The organism is Actinomadura chokoriensis, assembly GCF_039529475.1.
GTDB lineage: Bacteria > Actinomycetota > Actinomycetes > Streptosporangiales > Streptosporangiaceae > Spirillospora > Spirillospora bangladeshensis.
In genome coordinates, this window is record NZ_BAAAMW010000020.1 from 103,766 (window position 1) to 123,938 (window position 20,173).

Annotated in this window: 17 protein-coding genes; 12 read left to right on the forward strand and 5 right to left on the reverse strand. The window is 73.0% G+C overall.

Going from position 1 to position 20,173, the window contains the following annotated elements; genetic code table 11:
- Window positions 1-7: 7 nt before the first annotated feature.
- The 3 genes from ABFX46_RS32565 to ABFX46_RS32575 form a co-directional block, all read right to left on the reverse strand.
- Complete coding sequence (locus ABFX46_RS32565) at window positions 8-3,721, reverse strand: multifunctional oxoglutarate decarboxylase/oxoglutarate dehydrogenase thiamine pyrophosphate-binding subunit/dihydrolipoyllysine-residue succinyltransferase subunit (protein WP_346047755.1); 3,714 nt, start codon at window positions 3,719-3,721, stop codon at window positions 8-10.
- Between the two features lie 120 nt (window positions 3,722-3,841).
- A complete protein-coding gene (locus ABFX46_RS32570) occupies window positions 3,842-4,513 on the reverse strand; it encodes an AIM24 family protein (RefSeq protein WP_131941859.1) in 672 nt (223 codons plus the stop codon).
- Between the two features lie 99 nt (window positions 4,514-4,612).
- Window positions 4,613-5,521, reverse strand: coding sequence for a glutathione S-transferase family protein (locus tag ABFX46_RS32575; protein WP_346047756.1), 909 nt, complete (start codon window positions 5,519-5,521; stop codon window positions 4,613-4,615).
- 152 nt (window positions 5,522-5,673) lie between these two features.
- On the opposite strand from ABFX46_RS32575, the gene ABFX46_RS32580 reads away from it, so the two are divergent.
- The gene (locus ABFX46_RS32580; RefSeq protein ID WP_346047757.1) at window positions 5,674-6,339 is read left to right on the forward strand and encodes a DedA family protein; all 666 of its coding nucleotides are present in this window, start codon (window positions 5,674-5,676) and stop codon (window positions 6,337-6,339) included.
- A gap of 13 nt (window positions 6,340-6,352) precedes the next feature.
- Here the strand turns inward: ABFX46_RS32580 and ABFX46_RS32585 are convergent, their stop codons facing one another.
- Window positions 6,353-7,420, reverse strand: a complete 1,068-nt coding sequence (locus ABFX46_RS32585) for an NAD(P)H-dependent amine dehydrogenase family protein (protein WP_346047758.1) — start codon at window positions 7,418-7,420, stop codon at window positions 6,353-6,355.
- Between the two features lie 211 nt (window positions 7,421-7,631).
- On the opposite strand from ABFX46_RS32585, the gene ABFX46_RS32590 reads away from it, so the two are divergent.
- Both ABFX46_RS32590 and ABFX46_RS32595 read left to right on the forward strand, forming a co-directional pair.
- Entirely contained in the window at window positions 7,632-8,534 is a 903-nt protein-coding gene (locus tag ABFX46_RS32590; protein ID WP_346047759.1) for an SDR family oxidoreductase, read from the forward strand.
- A 4-nt stretch (window positions 8,535-8,538) separates the two neighbouring features.
- Window positions 8,539-9,336 (forward strand): enoyl-CoA hydratase/isomerase family protein, encoded by a 798-nt coding sequence (locus tag ABFX46_RS32595; protein WP_346047760.1) that lies wholly within the window; start codon window positions 8,539-8,541, stop codon window positions 9,334-9,336.
- Between the two features lie 28 nt (window positions 9,337-9,364).
- Here ABFX46_RS32595 and ABFX46_RS32600 read toward each other — a convergent pair whose 3' ends face one another.
- Window positions 9,365-10,207 (reverse strand): sirohydrochlorin chelatase, encoded by an 843-nt coding sequence (locus ABFX46_RS32600; RefSeq protein ID WP_346047761.1) that lies wholly within the window; start codon window positions 10,205-10,207, stop codon window positions 9,365-9,367.
- Window positions 10,208-10,597: 390 nt separating this feature from the next.
- On the opposite strand from ABFX46_RS32600, the gene ABFX46_RS32605 reads away from it, so the two are divergent.
- From ABFX46_RS32605 to ABFX46_RS32645, 9 genes are all read left to right on the forward strand, one after another.
- The gene (locus ABFX46_RS32605) at window positions 10,598-13,048 is read left to right on the forward strand and encodes a sensor histidine kinase (protein ID WP_346047762.1); all 2,451 of its coding nucleotides are present in this window, start codon (window positions 10,598-10,600) and stop codon (window positions 13,046-13,048) included.
- Window positions 13,048-13,500, forward strand: coding sequence for a roadblock/LC7 domain-containing protein (locus ABFX46_RS32610; RefSeq protein ID WP_131941883.1), 453 nt, complete (start codon window positions 13,048-13,050; stop codon window positions 13,498-13,500). Before ABFX46_RS32605 ends, ABFX46_RS32610 begins: the two co-directional genes overlap by 1 nt.
- A 3-nt stretch (window positions 13,501-13,503) precedes the next feature.
- Window positions 13,504-13,887 (forward strand): DUF742 domain-containing protein, encoded by a 384-nt coding sequence (locus ABFX46_RS32615; protein WP_346047763.1) that lies wholly within the window; start codon window positions 13,504-13,506, stop codon window positions 13,885-13,887.
- Window positions 13,868-14,545: a GTP-binding protein gene (locus ABFX46_RS32620; protein WP_346047764.1), complete on the forward strand. Its 678-nt coding sequence runs from the start codon at window positions 13,868-13,870 to the stop codon at window positions 14,543-14,545. The genes ABFX46_RS32615 and ABFX46_RS32620 overlap by 20 nt, the downstream gene beginning before the upstream one ends.
- Before the next feature lie 117 nt (window positions 14,546-14,662).
- Complete coding sequence (locus tag ABFX46_RS32625; protein ID WP_346047765.1) at window positions 14,663-17,344, forward strand: sensor histidine kinase; 2,682 nt, start codon at window positions 14,663-14,665, stop codon at window positions 17,342-17,344.
- Complete coding sequence (locus tag ABFX46_RS32630; RefSeq protein ID WP_163064284.1) at window positions 17,341-17,787, forward strand: roadblock/LC7 domain-containing protein; 447 nt, start codon at window positions 17,341-17,343, stop codon at window positions 17,785-17,787. The genes ABFX46_RS32625 and ABFX46_RS32630 overlap by 4 nt, the downstream gene beginning before the upstream one ends.
- A gap of 1 nt (window position 17,788) precedes the next feature.
- A complete protein-coding gene (locus ABFX46_RS32635) occupies window positions 17,789-18,178 on the forward strand; it encodes a DUF742 domain-containing protein (protein ID WP_346047766.1) in 390 nt (129 codons plus the stop codon).
- Window positions 18,159-18,764, forward strand: a complete 606-nt coding sequence (locus ABFX46_RS32640; RefSeq protein ID WP_346047767.1) for a GTP-binding protein — start codon at window positions 18,159-18,161, stop codon at window positions 18,762-18,764. The genes ABFX46_RS32635 and ABFX46_RS32640 overlap by 20 nt, the downstream gene beginning before the upstream one ends.
- 210 nt (window positions 18,765-18,974) lie before the next feature.
- Entirely contained in the window at window positions 18,975-20,168 is a 1,194-nt protein-coding gene (locus ABFX46_RS32645) for an ROK family transcriptional regulator (RefSeq protein ID WP_346047768.1), read from the forward strand.
- Window positions 20,169-20,173: the final 5 nt, after the last annotated feature.

A 20,173-nucleotide genomic window follows, 5' to 3' on the forward strand; every position in this document is an offset into this window, starting at 1 on the left:
GTCCGGCCTACTTGCGGTCGCCGAACAGTCTCGCCAGCAGGGACTCCTGCTCGGCCTGGTGCAGCTTCGCCGAGCCGACCGCCGGGGACGAGGACGCCGGGCGCGACACCCGCGACATCTTCAGGCCCTCGATGTGGTGCGGCAGCTTCAGCGCCATGAACGGCCAGGCGCCCATGTTCGCGGGCTCGTCCTGCACCCACACGACCTCGGCGTCCGCCGGGTACTTGGCCAGCTCCGCCTTGATCTCGTCGACCGGCGGCGGGTACAGCCGCTCGACCCGCACGACCGCGGTGTCGTTCGCGCCCGCCGACTGCCGGGCCTTCACCACGTCGTAGTAGATCTTGCCGGTGGTGAGCAGCACCCGCCGCACGCCCGCCGGGTCGATCGCCGGGTCGCTCTCGGGGATCACCGGCTGGAACGCGCCGTCGGTGATCTGCTCCACCGGCGACGTGGCCGCCTTCAGCCGCAGCAGCGACTTCGGCGTGAACACGACCAGCGGCTTGTTGCGGCCCGACAGCACCTGCCAGCGCAGCAGGTGGAAGTAGTTCGCCGGCGTGGTCGGGTACACCACGGTCATGTTGTCCTGCGCGCACAGCTGCAGGTACCGCTCGATCCGCGCGGACGAGTGGTCGGGCCCCTGGCCCTCGTAGCCGTGCGGCAGCAGCAGCACGACGCCGGAGTGCTGGCCCCACTTCTGCTCGCCGGACGAGATGTACTCGTCCACCACCGACTGGGCGCCGTTGGCGAAGTCGCCGAACTGGGCCTCCCAGCAGACGAGCGCGTCCGGCCGCGTCATCGAGTAGCCGTACTCGAAGCCCATCGCCGCGTACTCGCTGAGCAGCGAGTCGTGCACGTAGAACTTCGACACGCCCTGCCCGAACTGCTTGAGCGGCGTGTACTCCTCGCCCGTCTTGCGGTCGACCAGCACCGCGTGCCGCTGGCCGAACGTGCCGCGCCGGGTGTCCTGGCCGACGAGCCGCACCGGGCGGCCGTCGATCAGCAGCGAGCCCATCGCGAGCAGCTCGCCGGTCGCCCAGTCGATCGCGTCGTCCTCGATCATCTGGGCGCGGCGCTGCAGGATCGGCTGGAGCCGCGGGTGCGGGGTGAAGCCCTCCGGCAGGCTGACCTGCGTCTCGATGATCCGCTTGACGGTCTCCTGCGGGATCGCCGTGCCGGCCTTGCCATGGTCGATCGGGATGCGCTCCTCGACGTCCGGCTTCACGACCGAGCCCGGCTCCAGCGGCTTCTTCACCGCTTCGCGGGTCTCGGTGAAGGCCCGCTCCAGCTGCTCCTGGTAGTCGCGGAGCGCCTGCTCGGCCTCCTCCACCGTGATGTCGCCGCGGCCGATCAGCGCCTCGGTGTAGAGCTTGCGCACCGAGCGCTTCGCGTCGATCAGGTCGTACATCAGCGGCTGGGTGAACGAGGGGTTCTCGCCCTCGTTGTGGCCCCGGCGCCGGTAGCAGACCATGTCGACGACGACGTCCTTCTTGAACGTCTGCCGGTACTCGAACGCCAGCCGCGCGACCCGGGCGCACGCCTCGGGGTCGTCGCCGTTCACGTGGAAGATCGGCGCCTGGATCATCCGCGCCACGTCGGTCGCGTACACGCTGGACCGCGAGTACTCGGGGGCGGTGGTGAAGCCGACCTGGTTGTTGATGATGACGTGCACGGTGCCGCCGGTGCGGTAGCCGCGCAGCTGCGACAGGTTCAGCGTCTCGGCGACCACGCCCTGCCCGGCGAACGCGGCGTCGCCGTGGATCAGGATCGGCAGCACGGTGAAGCCGGCCTCGCCGACGTCCAGCACGTCCTGCTTGGCGCGGACGACGCCCTCCAGCACCGGGTCGACCGTCTCCAGGTGGGACGGGTTCGCGACCAGCTCGGTGTGGATCTTGGAGCCGTCGCTGGCGACGAAGTCGCCGGACGCGCCCAGGTGGTACTTCACGTCGCCGGAGCCCTGCGCGCTGCGCGGGTCGAGGTTGCCCTCGAACTCGCCGAAGATCTGCCCGTAGGACTTGCCGACGATGTTGGCGAGGACGTTCAGCCGGCCGCGGTGGGCCATGCCGATGACGACCTCGTCGAGGTTGTCCTTCGCGGCGGCCGAGATGACGGAGTCCAGCAGCGGTATGACCGACTCGCCGCCCTCCAGCGAGAACCGCTTCTGCCCGACGAACTTCGTCTGCAGGAACGTCTCGAACGCCTCGGCGCTGTTCAGGCGGCGCAGCACGTGCAGCTGCTCCTCGCGCGACGGCTTGTCGTGCGGGACCTCCACGCGCTCCTGGATCCAGGCGCGCTCCTCCGGGTCCTGGATGTGCATGTACTCGATGCCGACCGTCCGGCAGTACGCCATCCGCAGCACGCCGAGGATGTCGCGCAGCTTCATCGTCGGCTTGCCGCCGAACCCGCCGGTCGCGAACTCGCGCTCCAGGTCCCACAGGGTGAGGCCGTGCTTGAGGATGTCGAGGTCGGGGTGGCGGCGCTGCTTGTACTCCAGCGGGTCGGTGTCGGCCATGAGGTGGCCGCGGACCCGGTAGGCGTGGATCAGCTCGTGGACGCGGGCGACCTTGGCGACGTCGTCGTCATGGCTCGCGGAGATGTCCTTGACCCAGCGCACCGGCTCGTACGGGATGCGCAGCGCCTCGAAGATCTCGTCGTAGAAGCCGTCCTCGCCGAGCAGCAGCTCGTGGATGCGGCGCAGGAAGTCGCCGGACTGCGCGCCCTGGATGATGCGGTGGTCGTAGGTGGAGGTCAGCGTCATGACCTTGCTGATCCCCATCCGCGACAGCGTCTCGCCGGACGCGCCCGCGAACTCGGCCGGGTACTCCATCGCGCCCACGCCGATGATCGTGCCCTGGCCGGGCATCAGCCGCGGCACCGAGTGGACGGTGCCGATGGTGCCCGGGTTCGTCAGGCTGATCGTGGTGCCCTGGAAGTCCTCCAGGGTGAGCTTGCCGCCGCGGGCCTTGCGGACGATCTCCTCGTAGGCGGCCCAGAACTGGCGGAAGTCCAGCGTCTCGGCGGCCTTGATGCTCGGCACGACGAGCTGCCGGGAGCCGTCGCCCTTCTGCAGGTCGATCGCCAGCCCGAAGTTGACGTGCTCGGGCCGGACCAGCACCGGCTTGCCGTCCACCTCGGTGAACGCGGCGTTCATCTCCGGCATGGCGGCGAGCGCCTTGACGATCGCGTACCCGATGAGGTGCGTGAACGAGACCTTGCCGCCCCGCCCGCGCTTCAGGTGGTTGTTGATGACGATGCGGTTGTCGATCAGCAGCTTCGCCGGGACGGCCCGCACGCTCGTCGCCGTCGGCACGCCGAGGCTGGCCTCCATGTTGGTGGCCGTCCGGGCGGCGACGCCGCGCAGCCGGACCTCCTCGGCGCCCGCCGGCACCGGCGGCGGAGCGGGCCTCTCCGCCGCCTTCGGGGCGGGCTTCGGCGCCTTCGCGGGCGCCGGCGGCGGCGCGGTCGGCCGCTGCGATGTCGGCGGGGCGGCCGCGGTGCCGTTCGCGGCCGGGGCCGCGCCCTCGGTGGTGGCCTGGGGGGACGCGGGGGTCACGGACGACGGCCGGCTGTCCGGCTGGTAGTCCGCGAAGAAGTTCCACCAGGCTTCGTCAACGGAGTTCGGGTCTTCGAGGTACTTCTGGTACAGCTCGTCGACCAGCCACTCGTTGGCGCCGAAATCTGTGATCTTGGGGTCGGCACTTGTTTGCGACGACTCTGTCGACACGGCGGAGATCGCCCTCTTCCGCTGCTCGCAGGTGAGTTCTGAGACGAACCCCAGGCTACCGTGTTTATCGCCCCGCGCTCGGCGGCATGCGGCAGAGTGCCGCCGGGCCCGGTTCCTAGATCAGTGGGTGTGCTGCGGGACGGTCGGGCCCTCGCTGGCCTGGACGAGCACGAAGCCCTGCCCCTGGTAGGCGAGCTGCATGGCCTCGCCGCTGCCGCGGCCGATCAGGGCGCCGGCCTTGAAGGTGCGGTTGACGCCGACCTGGAGGCTGGTGCTCCACGCCACGGCGGACTGGCCGTCCGCGAACGTGGGGGCGCGGCCGCAGTCGAGCATGACGGGCGTCCCGTGCGTGGTGAGCGCCACCCAGCCGGTGCCCTGCAGGGTGGTGTTGAACAGGCCGCCGGCGGCGATGCCCGCGCCCTGGACGCGCTGGATGTCGGACTGGAGCGTCGAGTCGTAGGCGAGGATGTTCTTGCCGTTGACGGTGAGGCCCTCGTTCTCCAGGTAGAAGAGGTGGATGTCGTCGGCGTCGTTCGCGACGAACAGCAGGCCCTGGCCCTTGACGCGCATCAGCGGCACGCCCTCGCCCGTCAGCGCCTTCTTCATGAACTTGCCGATGCCGCCCGAGCCCTCGTAGTCGAACTCCATCTGGCCCTGGAAGGCGACCATGGAGCCCTGCCGGGCCAGGACGTCCCCGTTCAGATGGACCCGGAGCATCTTGGAGTTCTGGAGGGCGAAGTGGCCGGGAAGCTGCTGGCCCTGGTCGAGGTTGCCGAAGAACTGGCTGCGCATGGTCGGGTCATGCCTTTCGTGCCGATTGATGGAGATGCGCCAGCATAACGAGGGTCACCGTCAGTCGGCGCGGTCGGCGGACGTCGCGGGCGGGCGCCGTCAGCGGCCCCGGCCGTGCGGGACGGTCCAGTCGACGGCGGGGCCCTTGGCGACCACGCCGGACGGATTGATGTTCCGCTGCGTCACGTAGTAGTGGCGCTTGATGTGGTCGAAGTTCGTCGTCTCGCCGAACGCGGGGATCGCGTACAAGTCGCGGGCGTAGGCCCAGAGGTTGTCGTAGTCGGCCAGCCGCCGCAGGTTGCACTTGAAGTGGCCGTGGTAGACGGCGTCGAAGCGCGCCAGCGTCGGGTAGAGGCGGACGTCGGCCTCGGTGATCTCGTCGCCGAACAGGTAGCGGCGGCCGGCGAGGCGCTCCTCGAGCCGGTCGAGGGTGTCGAAGAGCGCGTCGAACGCCTCCTCGTAGGCGTCCTGGGACGTGGCGAACCCGGCCTTGTAGACGCCGTTGTTGACGGTCCGGTAGACGAGGTCGTTCAGCTCGTCGATCTCGGGGCGGAGGGCCTCCGGGTACAGGTCGGGCGCGCCCGGCCGGTGGTGGGCGGTGAACTCCGTCTCGAACGTCGTGGTGATGTTCGGGAAGTCGTTGGTGACCAGGCGCCCGGTCTCGGTGTCCCAGATGGACGGGACGGTGTAGCGGCCCTGGAACGACGGGTCGGTGGCGAGGTACAGCTCGGACAGGAACTCCGCGCCGGTGACGGGGTCGCGGTCGGGGAACCGCCAGCCCTTCTCGTCGCGGATGGGGTCGACCACGGCGACGCTGATCGCGTCCTCCAGGCCGAGCAGGCGCCGCACGATCAGCGTGCGGTGCGCCCACGGGCACGCGTAGGAGACGAACAGCCGGTACCGGCCCGCCTCCGCGGGGAACCCGGACGACCCGTCGGCGGTGATCCGGTCGGTGAACCGGTTCGCCTGCCGGACGAACCGGCCTCCCTCGACCTCCTGGACGCTCATGCCGTGCCTCCCGCGGTCACTCCGCCGACCCTCCCGATGATCGTCCGAACGGCCGATCCGGGCAAGGGAACCTCGCGGCTACCATAACCGTCGGTAGCTACGGTGAAACGGCCGCGGAGGCGGTCCCGGCCGGAACGAGATGGCGGGGGTCCATGCTCGAACAGTTCAACGCGCTGGTGGACGGGCTGCCACCCGCGATGATCTACCTCGTCATCGCGGCGCTGGTGTTCGCCGAGGCCGCGCTGTTCGTCGGGTTCGTCTTCCCCGGCGAGACCGCGATCGTGGTCGGCGGCGTGCTCGCCAGCCAGGACGTCCTGTCGCTGCCGCTGCTGCTCGCCATCGCGGTCGTCGCGGCGGTCGCGGGCGACTCCGTCGGCTACGAGATCGGCCGCAAGTACGGGCCGCGGCTGCTGGACGTCGGGGTGATGCGCAAGCACCGCGCCAAGGTCGCCGGCGCGCAGGACCTCATCCGGCGGCGGGGCGCGTTCGCGGTGTTCATCGGGCGGTTCACCGCGCTGCTGCGGGCGCTGATGCCGGCGCTGGCGGGCAGTTCCCGGCTGCCGTATCCGAAGTTCCTGGTGTTCAACGTCATCGGCGGCGTGACCTGGGTGGTGACGTTCACGCTCGGCGGCTACTTCGCGGGCACGGCGTTCGAGCACGCGGCGAAGCTCGCGGGCCGGGGCCTCGCGATCGGGCTCGCGGTGGCGGCGGTCGCCGGGCTGGTGGTGTGGAGCGTCCGCAAGCGCCGCCGGGAGGCCCGCGAGGAGGCGGAGGCGGAGACCGGCGCCGAGGGGGAGCCCGCGCGGACCCTGCCGTAGCGGTCGCGGGCGGTCACACGTGCATGCGGCCGCTGACCATCGGCAGGTCGAGGTAGGTGCGGATCCCGGGGGCGGCGGCGCACACGGCCGGGACGGAGTTCAGCGCGTGCGCGGACGCCGCCGAGATCACGTCGGACACCCAGCCCTCGTCGGCGGAGAGGGTCAGCGACGGGCGGCCGTCCACGCGGAGCGAGTACCCGGGGCGCCCCCACTCCTCCGACATCCGCGCGGCGTTGGCCTTGTGCACCACCTCGACGGTGATGACGGGGCGCCCGGCGGCGAGCCCGCTGAACGTCCAGCGCGCCGCCGCGACGGTGCCGTGCGGGATCGGCCCGGCGGCGGTGACGAGGTCGGTGCCGGCGAGCCGGTAGTCGACGTCCATGTCGATCTCGTCGAGGTCGACGCCGAGCCCCGCCGCGATGAGGTGCAGGCTCTCGGCGAACATCGCGCGCATCGCGGCGCGGTTGGGCCGCAGCGCGCGCCGGTAGGCCTCCTCGGTCTTGCCGAAGCCGATCATCTCGTGGACCATCCGCCAGGACGGGTGCCGGGCGAAGTCGGTGCACTCGCGGGCGTAGACGTGGGTGATCCGCCGGGACAGCCGCGACAGCACGAGCGGCATGACGTCGGCCATGAAGCCGCCGCTGACGCCGCTGCCGTGCACGCTCGTCCCGCCCCGCTTGCACGCCTGCTCCAGCTCGCCGGCGAACTGCGGGCCGTGCGCGTACGGGTAGACGAGCCCGCTGAGGGAGATCAGGTTCTTGCCGGACGCCAGTAGCGCGCAGATCGTGTCGAGTTCGCGGAGCCGGTCGTGGACGGGGCTCGGCGCGTAGATCACGCAGTCGGCGTCCAGGGCGAGGATGTCGGCGATGTCGCGGGTGGCGGCGACCCCGATCGGCTCGCGGCCGGCGAGGGCCCCGGCGTCGGCGCCCTCCTTGGCGGGGGTGTGCACCCAGACGCCGGCGAGCTCCATGTCGTCGCGGTCGAGCACGCCCCTGATCGCGCTGCGTCCGAGCGCGCCCGTCGCCCACTGCACGACGCGGTACGGGCGGCGGCCGGCGGCCGGGACGTCGGCGGCGATCATCGGGGCGGGACCTCCGTTGCTCCTCGCGGTTCGCCCGAGACTACGCGGCAGCCCCGGCCATTTGCGGCATTCGGCGCAACTTCCCTCGTGCTCCATCGTACGCGGGACGGACCCCGGTGGCGCGCGCCCGAGCGAGATTCGGTTTAGTGGTACCACTCGGTAGCCCCGGATGATTTCCTGGGGTGCGGGCCCCACGATGTGAGGAGAAGGAATGTCGGAACTGCGCTACGACGGCCGGGTCGCGGTCGTGACCGGGGCCGGCCACGGCCTCGGCCGGCAGCACGCCCTGGAGCTCGCCGCGCGCGGCGCCAAGGTCGTCGTCAACGACCTCGGCGGCGACCGGTCCGGTGTCGGCGCCTCCGCCGGCCCCGCCCAGGAGGTCGTGGACGAGATCAAGAAGAACGGCGGCGAGGCCGTCGCGAACCCCGACAACGTCGCGACGCCCGAGGGCGCGCAGGCCGTGATCCAGAGCGCGCTGGACGCGTTCGGCAAGGTCGACATCGTCATCAACAACGCGGGCATCCTGCGCGACAGGTCGTTCAAGAACATGAGCGTCGAGGAGTTCGACGCCGTCATCGCCGTCCACCTGCGCGGCTCGTTCCTGGTGTCCAGCGCCGCCTGGTCGCACCTGCGCGAGCAGGGCTACGGCCGGATCGTGAACACCTCGTCCCCGGCGGGCCTGTTCGGCAACTTCGGCCAGGCGAACTACTCCACCGCGAAGATGGGCCTGGTCGGGTTCACCAAGACGCTCGCGCAGGAGGGCGCCAAGTACAACATCAAGGCCAACGCGATCGCCCCGGTCGCCTGGACCCGGATGACCGAGGACCTGCTGCCCGCCGACTTCGCCGACAAGCTCGGCGTCGACCAGGTGACGCCGCTCGTCGCCTGGCTCGTGCACGAGTCCAACGAGGACTCCGGCGAGGTCTACACGGTCGGCGGCGGCCGGATCGCGAAGATCTTCGTCGCGGAGGGCCCCGGCTACGGGCAGAACACGACCCTGTCGGTCGAGGACGTCCGGGACAACTGGGCGGCCATCAGCGCCAACGAGCCGCTCACCGTGTTCAAGAACGTGGGCGAGCAGATGGGCCCCCTGATCCAGCAGCTCACCTCCTGAGCCGTTGGGCGGGATCAAGCTCGACCGGCGGGACGGGGTGGTCACGATCACCCTGTCCCGGCCGGAGCGCCTGAACGCGGTCGACGGCGCCCTGACCGAGGAGATGATCGACGCCCTCGGTGAGCTGGCGCGCGACCCCGCCACGCACGTGGTCGTGCTCACCGGCGAGGGCCGCGGGTTCTGCTCGGGCATGGACATCCAGGGCGGCGACCCGGGCGGCGAGACCGCCGAGGGCCGCGTCCAGCGGCTCTACCGGGGCATCGCGCGCGGCGCCGAGGTCACCGCCCGGCTGCGGGAGATCCCGCAGCCGGTGATCGCGGCGCTGCACGGCCCGGTCGCGGGCATGGGGGTGTCCTGGGCGCTGGCCTGCGACCTGCGCGTCGCCGACCCGACCACCCGGTTCGTCGTCCCGTTCACGAACCTCGGCCTGTCGGCCGGCGACTGCGGGCTCTCCTGGCTGCTGCCGCGCCTGATCGGCCCGGCGAAGGCCGCGGAGGTCTCCTACCGGGCGCAGCGGCTGGACGTGCACCGCGCCGACGAGCTCGGCCTGATCACCGAGATCACCGCCGAGGGCGCGGACCTGGCGGGCGCGCAGGCGCTCGCCGACGAACTGCTCACCAAGTCCCCGTACGGCCTGCGCCGCACGAAGGAACTGCTCAACGCGTCCCTGGACGCCCCCGGCCTCCGCCGCCAGCTGGCCGCGGAGACCGCCGTCCAGACGCTCGCCTTCTTCAGCGAAGACCTCACGGAAGGCATGACGGCAACGCTCCAAAAGCGCACACCGAATTTCAAGAACCGCTGAGACCAGCCCAGGGGGGAATCCCCCTGGGCTAGTCGGCGAGGGCCGTGGAGAGGGCCTCGACGTAGCGGAGGGCGGCGACCCTGGCGAGGGCCGGGTGGGGGCCCAGGGGGGCCGAGTAGGCGGCGCCCACGGTGGCGGCGGCCGGCGCGATCAGGGCGGCCTCCGGCTCGGAGCCGATCAGGTGCGGCGCGATCGCGATGGACGCGGCGCCGGCCGCGCGCAGCTGCTCCGCCGCGGCCTTGACGGACGCCTCGTCGTTCAGCGAGGCGGTGAAGACCGGCGCGGCCAGCCGGGAGGCGAGCAGCACGCCGGTGACCTCGGCCTGCCGGACGGCGGTCGCGTCCCCCGGCGTCGCGACGATGACGCCGGACGCGGCCGTCACCATCGTCATCAGCCGGATCCGGTCGGCGCGGGCGAGGCCGGCGTCGGCGAGCCGGTCGTGCAGCGCCTCGGCGATGAGCGGGTGCGGGCCGAGCGGCTCGGCGGCGACGGCGCGCACCGGCGAGTTCGCCACGGCGGCGTGCACGGCGCGGTCGAGCGCGGGGTCGGGGCCGGTGGACAGCGGCACCACGATGGCCGCCACCTCGTCCTGCTCCTGGCGGAGCGCGCCGAGGAGGCCGTGCAGGCTCGCCTCGTCGCCGTCCAGGTGGCCGACGTAGGCGGGTTGGCCGGTGTGCTCGATCTCGACGAGCCGGGCCAGTTCGGCGGCGATCTCGGTGCCGGCCTGCCGGGCGTGCCCGGGGACGGCCAGGACCAGCGTGGGGGATCCGGGGGGCAGCAGGAAGGACTCGTCGCCGCGGTGCCGGCCGCCGCGGGGGGCGCGGCGCCGTCGCGACGGCAGTGCCTCGGATGCCTGGCTATCGGGACTCACGGCGGGCATCGTAACGCCCTCCGGCCCGGGAGCCGTCCTTCCGTCCCGGTGGGCCGTGTCCCTCGGCCCGGCGGGGGCGACCTCGTTGCGGCCTCCGTCGTTGCCTGTATGGATCGCGGGGCTCCTTCCCGTGCCGGCGCGACGCGAGCGGTGGTGAAGAAGCAGAGTATGGCGCAATGCGGCGGAGCAACAGGGGGAAATGAAGCAAATTGTCCTGATTTGCCGCTATCCGGACGGGATGCGTGCGACAAGATCACCCGGCTCATCCGCATCGCCGCAGGTGACACGGAATGATGCCAATGCGTCCGAAAGGCGCCAAAGGGGTTGCGGTCTCGTCACGGACCGCCTTTATGATCCATGGACCCTCCTGGCCGGAACGTTCGAGGTCACATGAAAACCCCCCGTACGCGATCGATCCGCTCGAAGGTGACCGCGCTGCTGCTCGTGCCGCTGCTCTCCCTGGTCGCCCTCTGGGGGTACGCGGCGAGCGTCACCGGACGCGAGGCCATCGCCCAGCGCAACTACCACACGCTCGACCGCACGTTCGCGCCGAGCGGCCAGGGCGTCCTCGTGGAGCTCGGACGCGAGCGGCAGGCGTCCGCGATGTTCCTCAGCACCCCGCGCTCCACCCCCGGCGGGACGCCCGCCGCCCTGCTCGCCCAGCGCGACCGCGTCGACCGGGCCGTCGAGCACTTCCGCCGCGAGGCGACCTCCGCGGACGCGCGCGGCGCCACGACGGAGGAGATGAGGAGCCGCGTCACCGACGTCCTGCGGGCGCTCGGCGGTCTCGGCGGGCTCCGCTCGGCGGTCGACGGGCGGCTCGTCGACCGGCTGACCGCGATCAACAACTACGGCACGATGGTCGACGACATGCACCGGCTGTACGACGCCCTGGTGGTCATCGACGACTCCGCCCTCTACAACTGGACGCTGTCCACCCGGCACGCAGGCCGCGCCATGGAGCTGCTCCAGCGGGAGAACGCGCTGGTCTCCTCCGCGCTCGTCACCAAGGGCCGGATGACGGCCGCCGAGCACCGGATGTTCGTCGAGATGGTCGGCGAGCAGCGCTGGCAGTGGATCAAGCAGCGCTCGCTGCTCGACCCCGTCGTCTACCGCACCGGCACCGCGCAGGTCTTCGCCTCCCCGACCTACCAGGACTTCAAGGGCATCGAGGACCGGATCGCCGACGCCGACCCGCGCCGGCCGCTGCCCGTCAGCGCCCAGGAGTGGCGCCGGACCGCCGAGCCGCTGGTGCAGTCGATCAACACGATGGTGCTGGCCAACTCCAAGCGGGCCGGCGAGCACGCCGACCGGCTCGGCCGCGACGCCTACATCCGGCTCGGCGTCGTCGGCGGCCTCGGGCTGCTGGTGATCCTCGCCTCGGTGCTGCTGTCGCTGCGGTTCGCGAGCGGGTTCGTCCGCGAGCTGGTCGGGCTGCGCGGCTCCGCCGAGGAGCTGGCCGAGCGGCGGCTGCCCGGCGTCGTCGAGCGGCTGAGCCGCAACGAGACCGTCGACGTCGCCGCCGAGGCGCCGCCGCTGCACGCGGGCAGCACCACCGAGATCGCCCGGCTCGCCGACTCGTTCGCCAAGGTGCAGCGGACCGCCGTCGACGCCGCCGTCGGCCAGGCCGAGCTGCGCGCCGGCGTCGGCAGGATCTTCCTCAACATCGCCCGCCGCAACCAGTCGCTGCTGCACCGCCAGCTCACCATGCTGGACGGGCTGGAGAGCCGCGCCGAGGCCGACGACCTCGAGGACCTGTTCCGTATCGACCACCTCACCACCCGCATGCGGCGGCACGCGGAGAGCCTGATCATCCTGTCCGGCGCCACCCCCGGCCGCGGCTGGCGGCAGCCGGTGCGGTTCGCCGACGTGCTGCGCGCCGCCGTCTCGGAGATCGAGGACTACACCCGCGCGACCGTGCTCACCGACTCCGAGGACGGCCTGGTCGGCGCCGCCGTCACCGACGTCGTCCACCTGCTCGCCGAGCTGATCGAGAACGCGGCGACGTTCTCCCCGCCGAACACCGAGGTGCGGGTCAAGGCCGAGCGGGTCGGCACCGGCTTCGCCGTCGAGATCGAGGACCGCGGGCTCGGCGTCAAGCCGGAGCTGCTCGCCGAGGCCAACCGGCGGCTCGCCGAGCCGCCGGAGTTCGACATCGTCGACACCGACCAGCTCGGCCTGTTCGTCGTCGCCCGGCTGGCCGCCCGGCACGCCGTCTCCGTGACGCTGCAGCGCTCGCCGTACGGCGGCGTGACCGCGATCGTGCTGCTGCCGCACGACCTGGTCGTCCCGGCGGAGCAGATGGCGGCGGGCGCGCTGCCCCCGGCGCCCGAACCGGACGGCGACGGCGCCTCCCCGCTCGACACGCGCGCCGACGGCGAGGCCGAGGGCCGGCCGGGCGCCGTGCTGGTGGCCGCGCCGCGCACCGAGACGGCCGCGCGGCCGGAGCCCGTCATCCGGGCGGAGGCGGTGGTGCCGCTCCGCGAGACCCCGCCGCCGCGGCCCGCGCCGAACCCGTGGTCGGACGAGGCCCTCCCGCGGCCCGCGGTGACCGTCCAGGCCGCCGAGGGCGCGAACGGCGCCGGGGCGCACGACGACGAGGAGGACGACGACTGGGAACCGGCGGGAACGGCGGGCACCCACGCGGGGCTGCCCCGCCGGGTCAGGCAGAAGAACCTGGCGCCGCAGCTGCGCAAGCGGCCCGCGCCGCCGCCGGCCCCGGCCGGCGCCGCCGGGGGCGTCGCACGCTCGCCCGAGGAGGCACGCTCGCTGATGGCATCGATACAGCAGGGATGGCGTCGCGGCCGCGCGACGGATGTGGGGGATGAGGGAACCCGATGATGCACAACACCGTGACCGGTGAGCTGAACTGGCTGCTCAACGACTTCGCCGAGCGCGTGACGGCGGTCCGGCAGGCGGTGATCCTCTCCCGGGACGGCCTGGCCGTGGCCGCCTCCAACGAGCTGGCCCGCGAGGACGCCGAGCACCTGTCCGCGCTGGCCTCGGGCGTGCAGAGCCTCGCCCGCGGCGCCGGCCGGCACTTCGCCGGCGGGAACGTCCGGCAGACGATCATCGAGATGGACGCGCTGCTGCTGTTCGTGACGGCGGCGGGCGACGGCACCTGCCTCGCCGTCCTGGCCGAGGCCGAGGCCGACGCCGGGCTCGTCGCCTACGAGATGGCGGTGCTGGTCAAGCGGGTCGGGCAGCACCTGCAGGCGAGCCCGAGGTTCGGCGGGGAGGCGGCCGGCGAGGAGTTCGGGGGCGCCGGGGGGACCGCGCCGCGGGGCCTGTGACCGATGACCCCCTCGGCAGAGCGGTGGCTGGACCGGGACGCCGGTCCGGTCGTGCGTCCGTACGCGATGACCCGGGGCCGGACCCGTCCCGACGGGGCCGGCTTCGAGCTGATCGCGGTGGTGGCCGCCACCGGCGTCCCGGCCGGTGACCGGCTGCGCTACAGCCCCGACCACGCGCGGGTGCTGCGCCGCTGCGCGGCGCCCGTCCCGGTCGTCGACCTGGCGTCCGACCTCGGGCTGCCCATCGGCGTCGTCCGGGTGCTGCTCGGCGACCTGCGGGACGAGGGCCTCGTCGCGGTGGTCGCCGAGGCGCAGCCCGCCGCCGCGGGCCGCCGTCCTCCCAACGGCGTGCTGAGGGAGGTGCTGAATGGTCTCCGAGCACTATGACCGGGCGCCCTACGAGGGGACGGGCCTCGCGTCGCGCCCGCCGGTCACCACGAAGATCCTGATCGCGGGCGGGTTCGGGGCCGGCAAGACCACCATGGTCGGCTCGATCAGCGAGATCAGGCCGCTGCACACCGAGGAGCCGCTGACCGACCGCGGCGCCGGGGTGGACGACGTGTCCGGCGTCGGCGCGAAGTCGACCACGACGGTCGCGATGGACTTCGGCCGCATCACGCTGTCGGACCAGCTGCTGCTCTACCTGTTCGGCACGCCCGGCCAGGAGCGGTTCTGGTTCATGTGGGACGAGCTGGCCGCCGGCGCGATCGGCGCCGTCGTGATCGCCGACACGCGCCGGCTGACCGGCAGCTTCCCCGCGATCGACTACTTCGAGCGCCGCGGCGTCCCGTTCGTGGTCGCGGTGAACTGCTTCGACGGGGTGCGGACGCACCGGCCCGAGGACATCGCGATCGCGCTCGACCTCGACCCGGGCGTCCCGGTGGTGCTGTGCGACGTCCGCCGCCGCGAGTCGTCCAAGGAGGTGCTCGTCGCGCTGATGGAGCACGTGCTGAGCTGGCCGGACGCCGGACCGGAGGGCGGCCCGGACGAGCGGGGGGCGGCCGGCGGCGCGCGGATGCCCGATCATCGTGAAGCCGCGACGTAGTAGGCTCCCGCACACCCCCGTACTCCACGCATCGGGAGGTTTCCCCCGCATGTTCCACCCCCCAATGCCGGTCGGCCCAGCGCAGGAGGACGAGCGAGTGAGCAGGGTCCGCCAGCCGTGACGGCCCGCGGTTTCTCCTCCATCCGCGCGAGGATCACCCTGCTGGTCCTCGTGCCCCTGCTGGCGCTCGCCTCGCTGTGGGTGTTCCTCACCGGCATCACCTACGGCGAGGCGCACCAGCTGCTGCAGAGCCGCCAGTTCCAGAAGAAGACGGTGCTGCCCACGCAGCGGCTCGTCGACGCGCTGCAGAAGGAGCGGCGCCTGTCGATGGCCGAGCTCGGCGGCGCCCGCAGCGACCCCGGCGGGATGCGCACCCAGCGGGAGGCGACCGACGCGGCGAGCGCGGAGGTCCGCGCGGGGGCCCGCGACGGCGGGCTGCGCGGCGCGATCCAGCCCGAGGTCGTCCGGAAGCTGGACGACCTCGTCGACCGGCTCGGCGCGGTGAAGTCGATCCGCCGCGAGGTGGACGAGCGGACCGGTTCGCGCGCCGAGGTGCTGGGCGAGTACGGCGAGGTCATCGACGCCGCGTTCGCGGTCTACAGCTCGACCACGCCGGCGGACGGGTCCATCACCGCGAGCGCCCGCACGCTCACCTCGTTCGGGCTGGCCCGCGAGTTCATGGCCCGCGAGGACGCCCTGCTGACCGGGGCGCTCGCCGCGGGCCGCATCACCGGCGCCGAGCGCGCCCAGTTCGCCAAGCTCGTCGGCGCGCACCACACGATGCACGAGGTCAACGCCCGCGACCTGCCCGCCGCCGACCGCGCCCGCTACGACCGGCTGATGTCCTCGCCCGACTTCATGCGGATGATGAAGCTGGAGGACCAGGTCATCGCCGGGGCCGAGCCGCCGCAGGCCGCGGCGCGCCGGACCCGCGCCGGCGGGACGGCCGCGACGACGCCGACGACCCCGTCCACGCCGGCGCACGGCCAGGGCGCGCAGCACGGCACGCAGCAGAACGGCACGCAGCAGAACGGCCGGCAGCCGGCGGCGCGCACCGCCCGCGGCGTCACCGTCATCGAGCCCACCGTGTGGCGCTCCACGGCCGACACCGCCAACGGGCGGCTGTACGAGCTGGAGAACCGGATCCTGGACGGGCTCGTCGAGCGCGGCCAGCACATCGCGATCGGCGCGTTCACGCGGCTCGCGCTCGCCGGCGGCCTCGGGCTCGTCGCGATCGTGCTGTCGTCGGTCATCGCGGTCCGCGTCTCGCGGCGGCTGGTGCGCGAGTGCCGGACGCTCGCGGGCGGCGTCGTCGACTTCACCCAGAAGCGGCTGCCGAAGCTCGCCGAGCAGATCATCGCCGGGCGCCCGGCCGAGCCGGAGCCGCCGGGGCTCGACTACCGCATCACCGAGATCCGGCAGATCGCCGAGTCGTTCGACCGCGCCCGCGAGGCCGTGCTGGTCGCCGCCGAGGGCGAGGTCGCGGCGCGGCGCGGCATCAGCGAGGTGTTCGTCAACCTCGCGCGCCGCAACCAGGCGCTGCTGCACCGGCAGCTCAGCCTGCTCGACACCATGGAGCGCCGCACCGAGGACCCGTCGGAGCTGTCGGACCTGTTCCGCCTCGACCACCTCGCGACCCGCATGCGCCGGCACGCCGAGGGCCTGGTCATCCTGGCCGGCAAGAGCGCCGGGCGCGGCTGGCGCCGTCCCGTCCCGCTGGTGGACGTGGTGCGCGGCGCGGTCGCCGAGGTCGAGGACTACCCGCGCGTGCGGGTCCAGCCGCTGCCGCGCGTCGCGCTGCTCGGCTCCGCCGTCGCCGACGTCATCCACCTGCTCGCCGAGGTGGTGGAGAACGCCACCACGTTCTCGCCGCCGCAGTCGCCGGTGCGGGTCAGCGGGCAGGCCGTCGCCAGCGGGTTCGCCATCGAGGTGGAGGACCGCGGCCTCGGCATGACCGAGGAGGCGCTGCGCGCCGCGAACGAGCGGCTCGCCCACCCGCCCGAGTTCGACCCGTCCGACAGCGCGCAGCTCGGCCTGTTCGTCGTGGCGCGGCTGGCGGAGCGGCACGGCATCACGGTGACGCTGCGCCCGTCCCCGTACGGCGGGACGACCGCGATCGCGCTGATCCCCGGCTCGCTCATCGTGGAGGGCGCCGACCCGGAGCCGGCGGTGCGCCGCCCGACCGGGCCGATGCAGGCGCTGCCGGACCAGGCCGCGGCGCTGTCGGCGGCGGCGCGCCCGGCGGTGGAGTCCGGGCGGGCCGAGTCGGGCGGCGTCGTCCGGCTGGTCGCCGAGCCGGTCGGACCGGAGCCGCCGCGTCCCGCCGCGCCGCCGGAGGCGCGGCCCGCGCCTCCCGCCCGGCCCGCGGACGCCCCGCCGGCGGCACCGCCGAAGGAGGGCGAGCTGCCCAAGCGCAGGCGGCAGACGCACCTGGCGCCGCAGCTGAAGGAGCGGGTGGACGCGCACCTCGCCGCCCGCGGCCAGGCGCCGCCGGAACCGCCCGCGCCGCCCGCACCGCCGGAACCGCCCGCGCCGGCACCGGAACCGGCGATGCCGCTCGCGGCGCCCGTCCCCATGGACGAGCCCCCGCCGCCCGGGACCGTTCCCACGGACACGGGAGCGGGCGCGGGAACGGGCGCGGACGGCGACCCGACGCGCACGGCCGAGACGATGCGATCGATGCTGTCCGCCATGCAGGCCGGCTGGCAGCGCGGCAGGCAGGAGGCGGCCGAAGGACGGGCACCAGGCTCGGAGGAGGCCGCGCGAAACCCAGGCGACCAGGAGGACGACACCCCATGACACATGCCCAGCACTCCGGCGCGGAGGTCCCGGGCGGAGCCGGTGGCGACCTGAACTGGCTGCTCGACAGCCTGGTCCAGCGGGTCGCCCCGGTGCAGAACGCGGTGGTGCTGTCCAGCGACGGGCTGAAGATCGCCGCGTCCCGGGGCCTCGCCGGGGAGGAGTCCGACCACCTCGCCGCGGTCGCCGCCAGCTTCCAGAGCCTCGCGCGCGGGGCCGGGGAGTCGTTCGGCGGCGGCCCCGTCCGGCAGACCATCGTGGAGATGGAGTCCTCGTTCCTGTTCGTCACCGCCGCCGGGCGCGGCGCGTGCCTGGCGGTGCTGGCCGCCGCCGACGCCGACCTCGGGATCATCGCCTACGAGATGGCGATGCTGGTCACCCGGGTCGGGCAGCACCTGTCCGCCGACCCGCGGGTGGCCGCGGCCGAACCGGGCGGCGCGTGAGATGGGCGGCACGGCCTGGTACGACGACGCTGCGGGGCCCGTGGTCCGCCCGTACGCGCTGACCGGAGGCCGGACGCACTACGACGGCGACGAGTTCGACCTGGTCGCGCTGATCGCCGTCGCGGACCCGCCGGAGCCCGCGGAGGACGCGCTTCCCGCGACCCCGTGGGCACCGGAGCCGGAACATGACATGATCCTGGAGCTTTGCCGCACCCCGTTGTCGGTCGCCGAGATAGCGTCGGATCTGGAACTCCCCCTCGGGGTGGTCCGTGTCCTGCTCGGTGATCTGCTCGACCACTCGCTGATTCAGGTCCGGCGTCCCGCGCCGGTGGCGCAGTTCCCCAGCGAGCGCGTACTCAAGGAAGTGATCGATGGAATCCGTGCGCTCTGACGCGGCCGCCCAGCAGGGCGAGTCCGCGCTGACGGTGAAGATCCTCGTGGCCGGTGGTTTCGGCGTCGGCAAGACCACCCTGGTGAGCGCGGTCAGCGAGATCCGTCCGCTGCGCACCGAGGAGGCGCTGACCGAGAAGAGCATCGGGATCGACGACACCACCGCCGTCGCGAACAAGACGACGACGACCGTGGCGATGGACTTCGGCCGCATCACGCTGCCCAACGGCCTCGTCCTGTTCGTCTTCGGCACCCCCGGCCAGGACCGCTTCTGGTTCATGTGGGACGAACTGGCCAAGGGCGCCCTCGGCGCCGTGGTCCTGGTCGACACCCGGCGCCTCGCCGACTGCTTCGCCTCGGTCGACTACTTCGAACGGCGCGGCGTCCCGTTCATCATCGGCGTCAACCAGTTCGACGGCGCCGGCCAGCACTCCGCCGACCAGGTCCGCGACGCCCTCGACCTCCCCGCGGACGTGCCCGTCATCAACTGCGACGTGCGCGACCGCGAGGACGCCAAGCGCGTCCTGATCACGCTGGTGGAGCACATCATGCGCACCATGAGCGGCCGCCAGACGGTCAGCTACTAGGACCGGAGCCGCCAACGGCCCGTACCCGCCGCGTCGCGCGCGGTGGGTGCGGGCCGTTGCGCATCCGCAACTTTGTCCTCTGAGTGGAGAAAGTTCGGATGATCTAGAGAAAAGGTCTTCTCAAAGCGGCGAAAGCGGGTTACGGTCTCGGCCATGAGACCGGAGTCACAGCGGCTCCGGGGCCCGGACCGATCCCGAGAGGACGGCGTGATGCGCATGTCGGCTCGTCCGCAGAACGTGCATCAGGCACGGCTGCTGCGGCTGCTGCGGGACGAGGGGCCGCGGTCGCGCGCCGAGCTCGGGGACGTCGTCCGGCTGTCCCGCTCGAAGCTCGCCGTGGAGCTGGACCGGCTCGTCGAGCTGGGGCTCGTCGAGGGCGCGGGGCTCGCCGCGTCGCGGGGCGGGCGGCGGTCCGGGATCGTCCGGCTGTCACCGAGCCTGCGGTTCGTCGCGTTCGACATCGGCGCCACCTCGATCGACGTCGCGGTGACCGACGGGACGCTGGAGGTGCTCGGCCACGTCAGCGAGCCGTGCGACGTCCGGCAGGGCGCGACCGTGGTGCTGGAGCGGGCGCTCGACCTGCTCGGCAAGCTGCGCGACGAGGGCCTCATCCCGCAGGTGCACGGCACCGGCATCGGGGTGCCGGGGCCGGTCAGCTTCCGGGACGGCATGCCGGTCGTCCCGCCGATCATGCCCGGCTGGGACCGCTTCCCGGTGCGGGACGCGATCGGCCAGGAGCTCGGCTGCCCGGTGCTGGTCGACAACGACGTGAACCTCATGGCGCTCGGCGAGCTGCACGCGGGGCTCGCCCGGTCGGTCGACGACTACCTGCTCGTGAAGATCGGCACCGGCATCGGCTGCGGGATCGTCGTCGGCGGCGCCATCTACCGCGGCGTGTCCGGCAGCGCCGGCGACATCGGCCACATCCGGGTCGACGACGACGGCCCCATCTGCGCCTGCGGCAACGCCGGGTGCCTGGAGGCGTTCTTCGGCGGCGCCGCCCTCGCGCGGGACGCCGAGGCGGCGGCCCGCTCGGGGGAGTCGCCGGTGCTCGCCGCGCTGCTGGAGACCCATGGGGAGCTGTCCGCCGAGCACGTCGGCGAGGCGGCCGCCGCGGGCGACGCGGCCGCGGTGCGGATCATCCGGGAGGGCGGCCGGCACGTCGGGCAGGTCCTCGCCGGGCTGGTCAGCTTCTTCAACCCCGGGCTCGTCATCATCGCGGGCGGCGTCGCGGGCCTCGGGCACACCCTGCTCGCCGAGATCCGCAGCGTCGTCTACCGCCGGTCCGCGCCGCTCGCGACCGGCAACCTCCCGATCGTGCTGTCCGAGCTCGCCGGCGCGGCCGGCGTGGTCGGCGGCGCCCGGCTCATCAGCGACCACGTCTTCTCCTTCTCCGCGTCCTGAGGAGG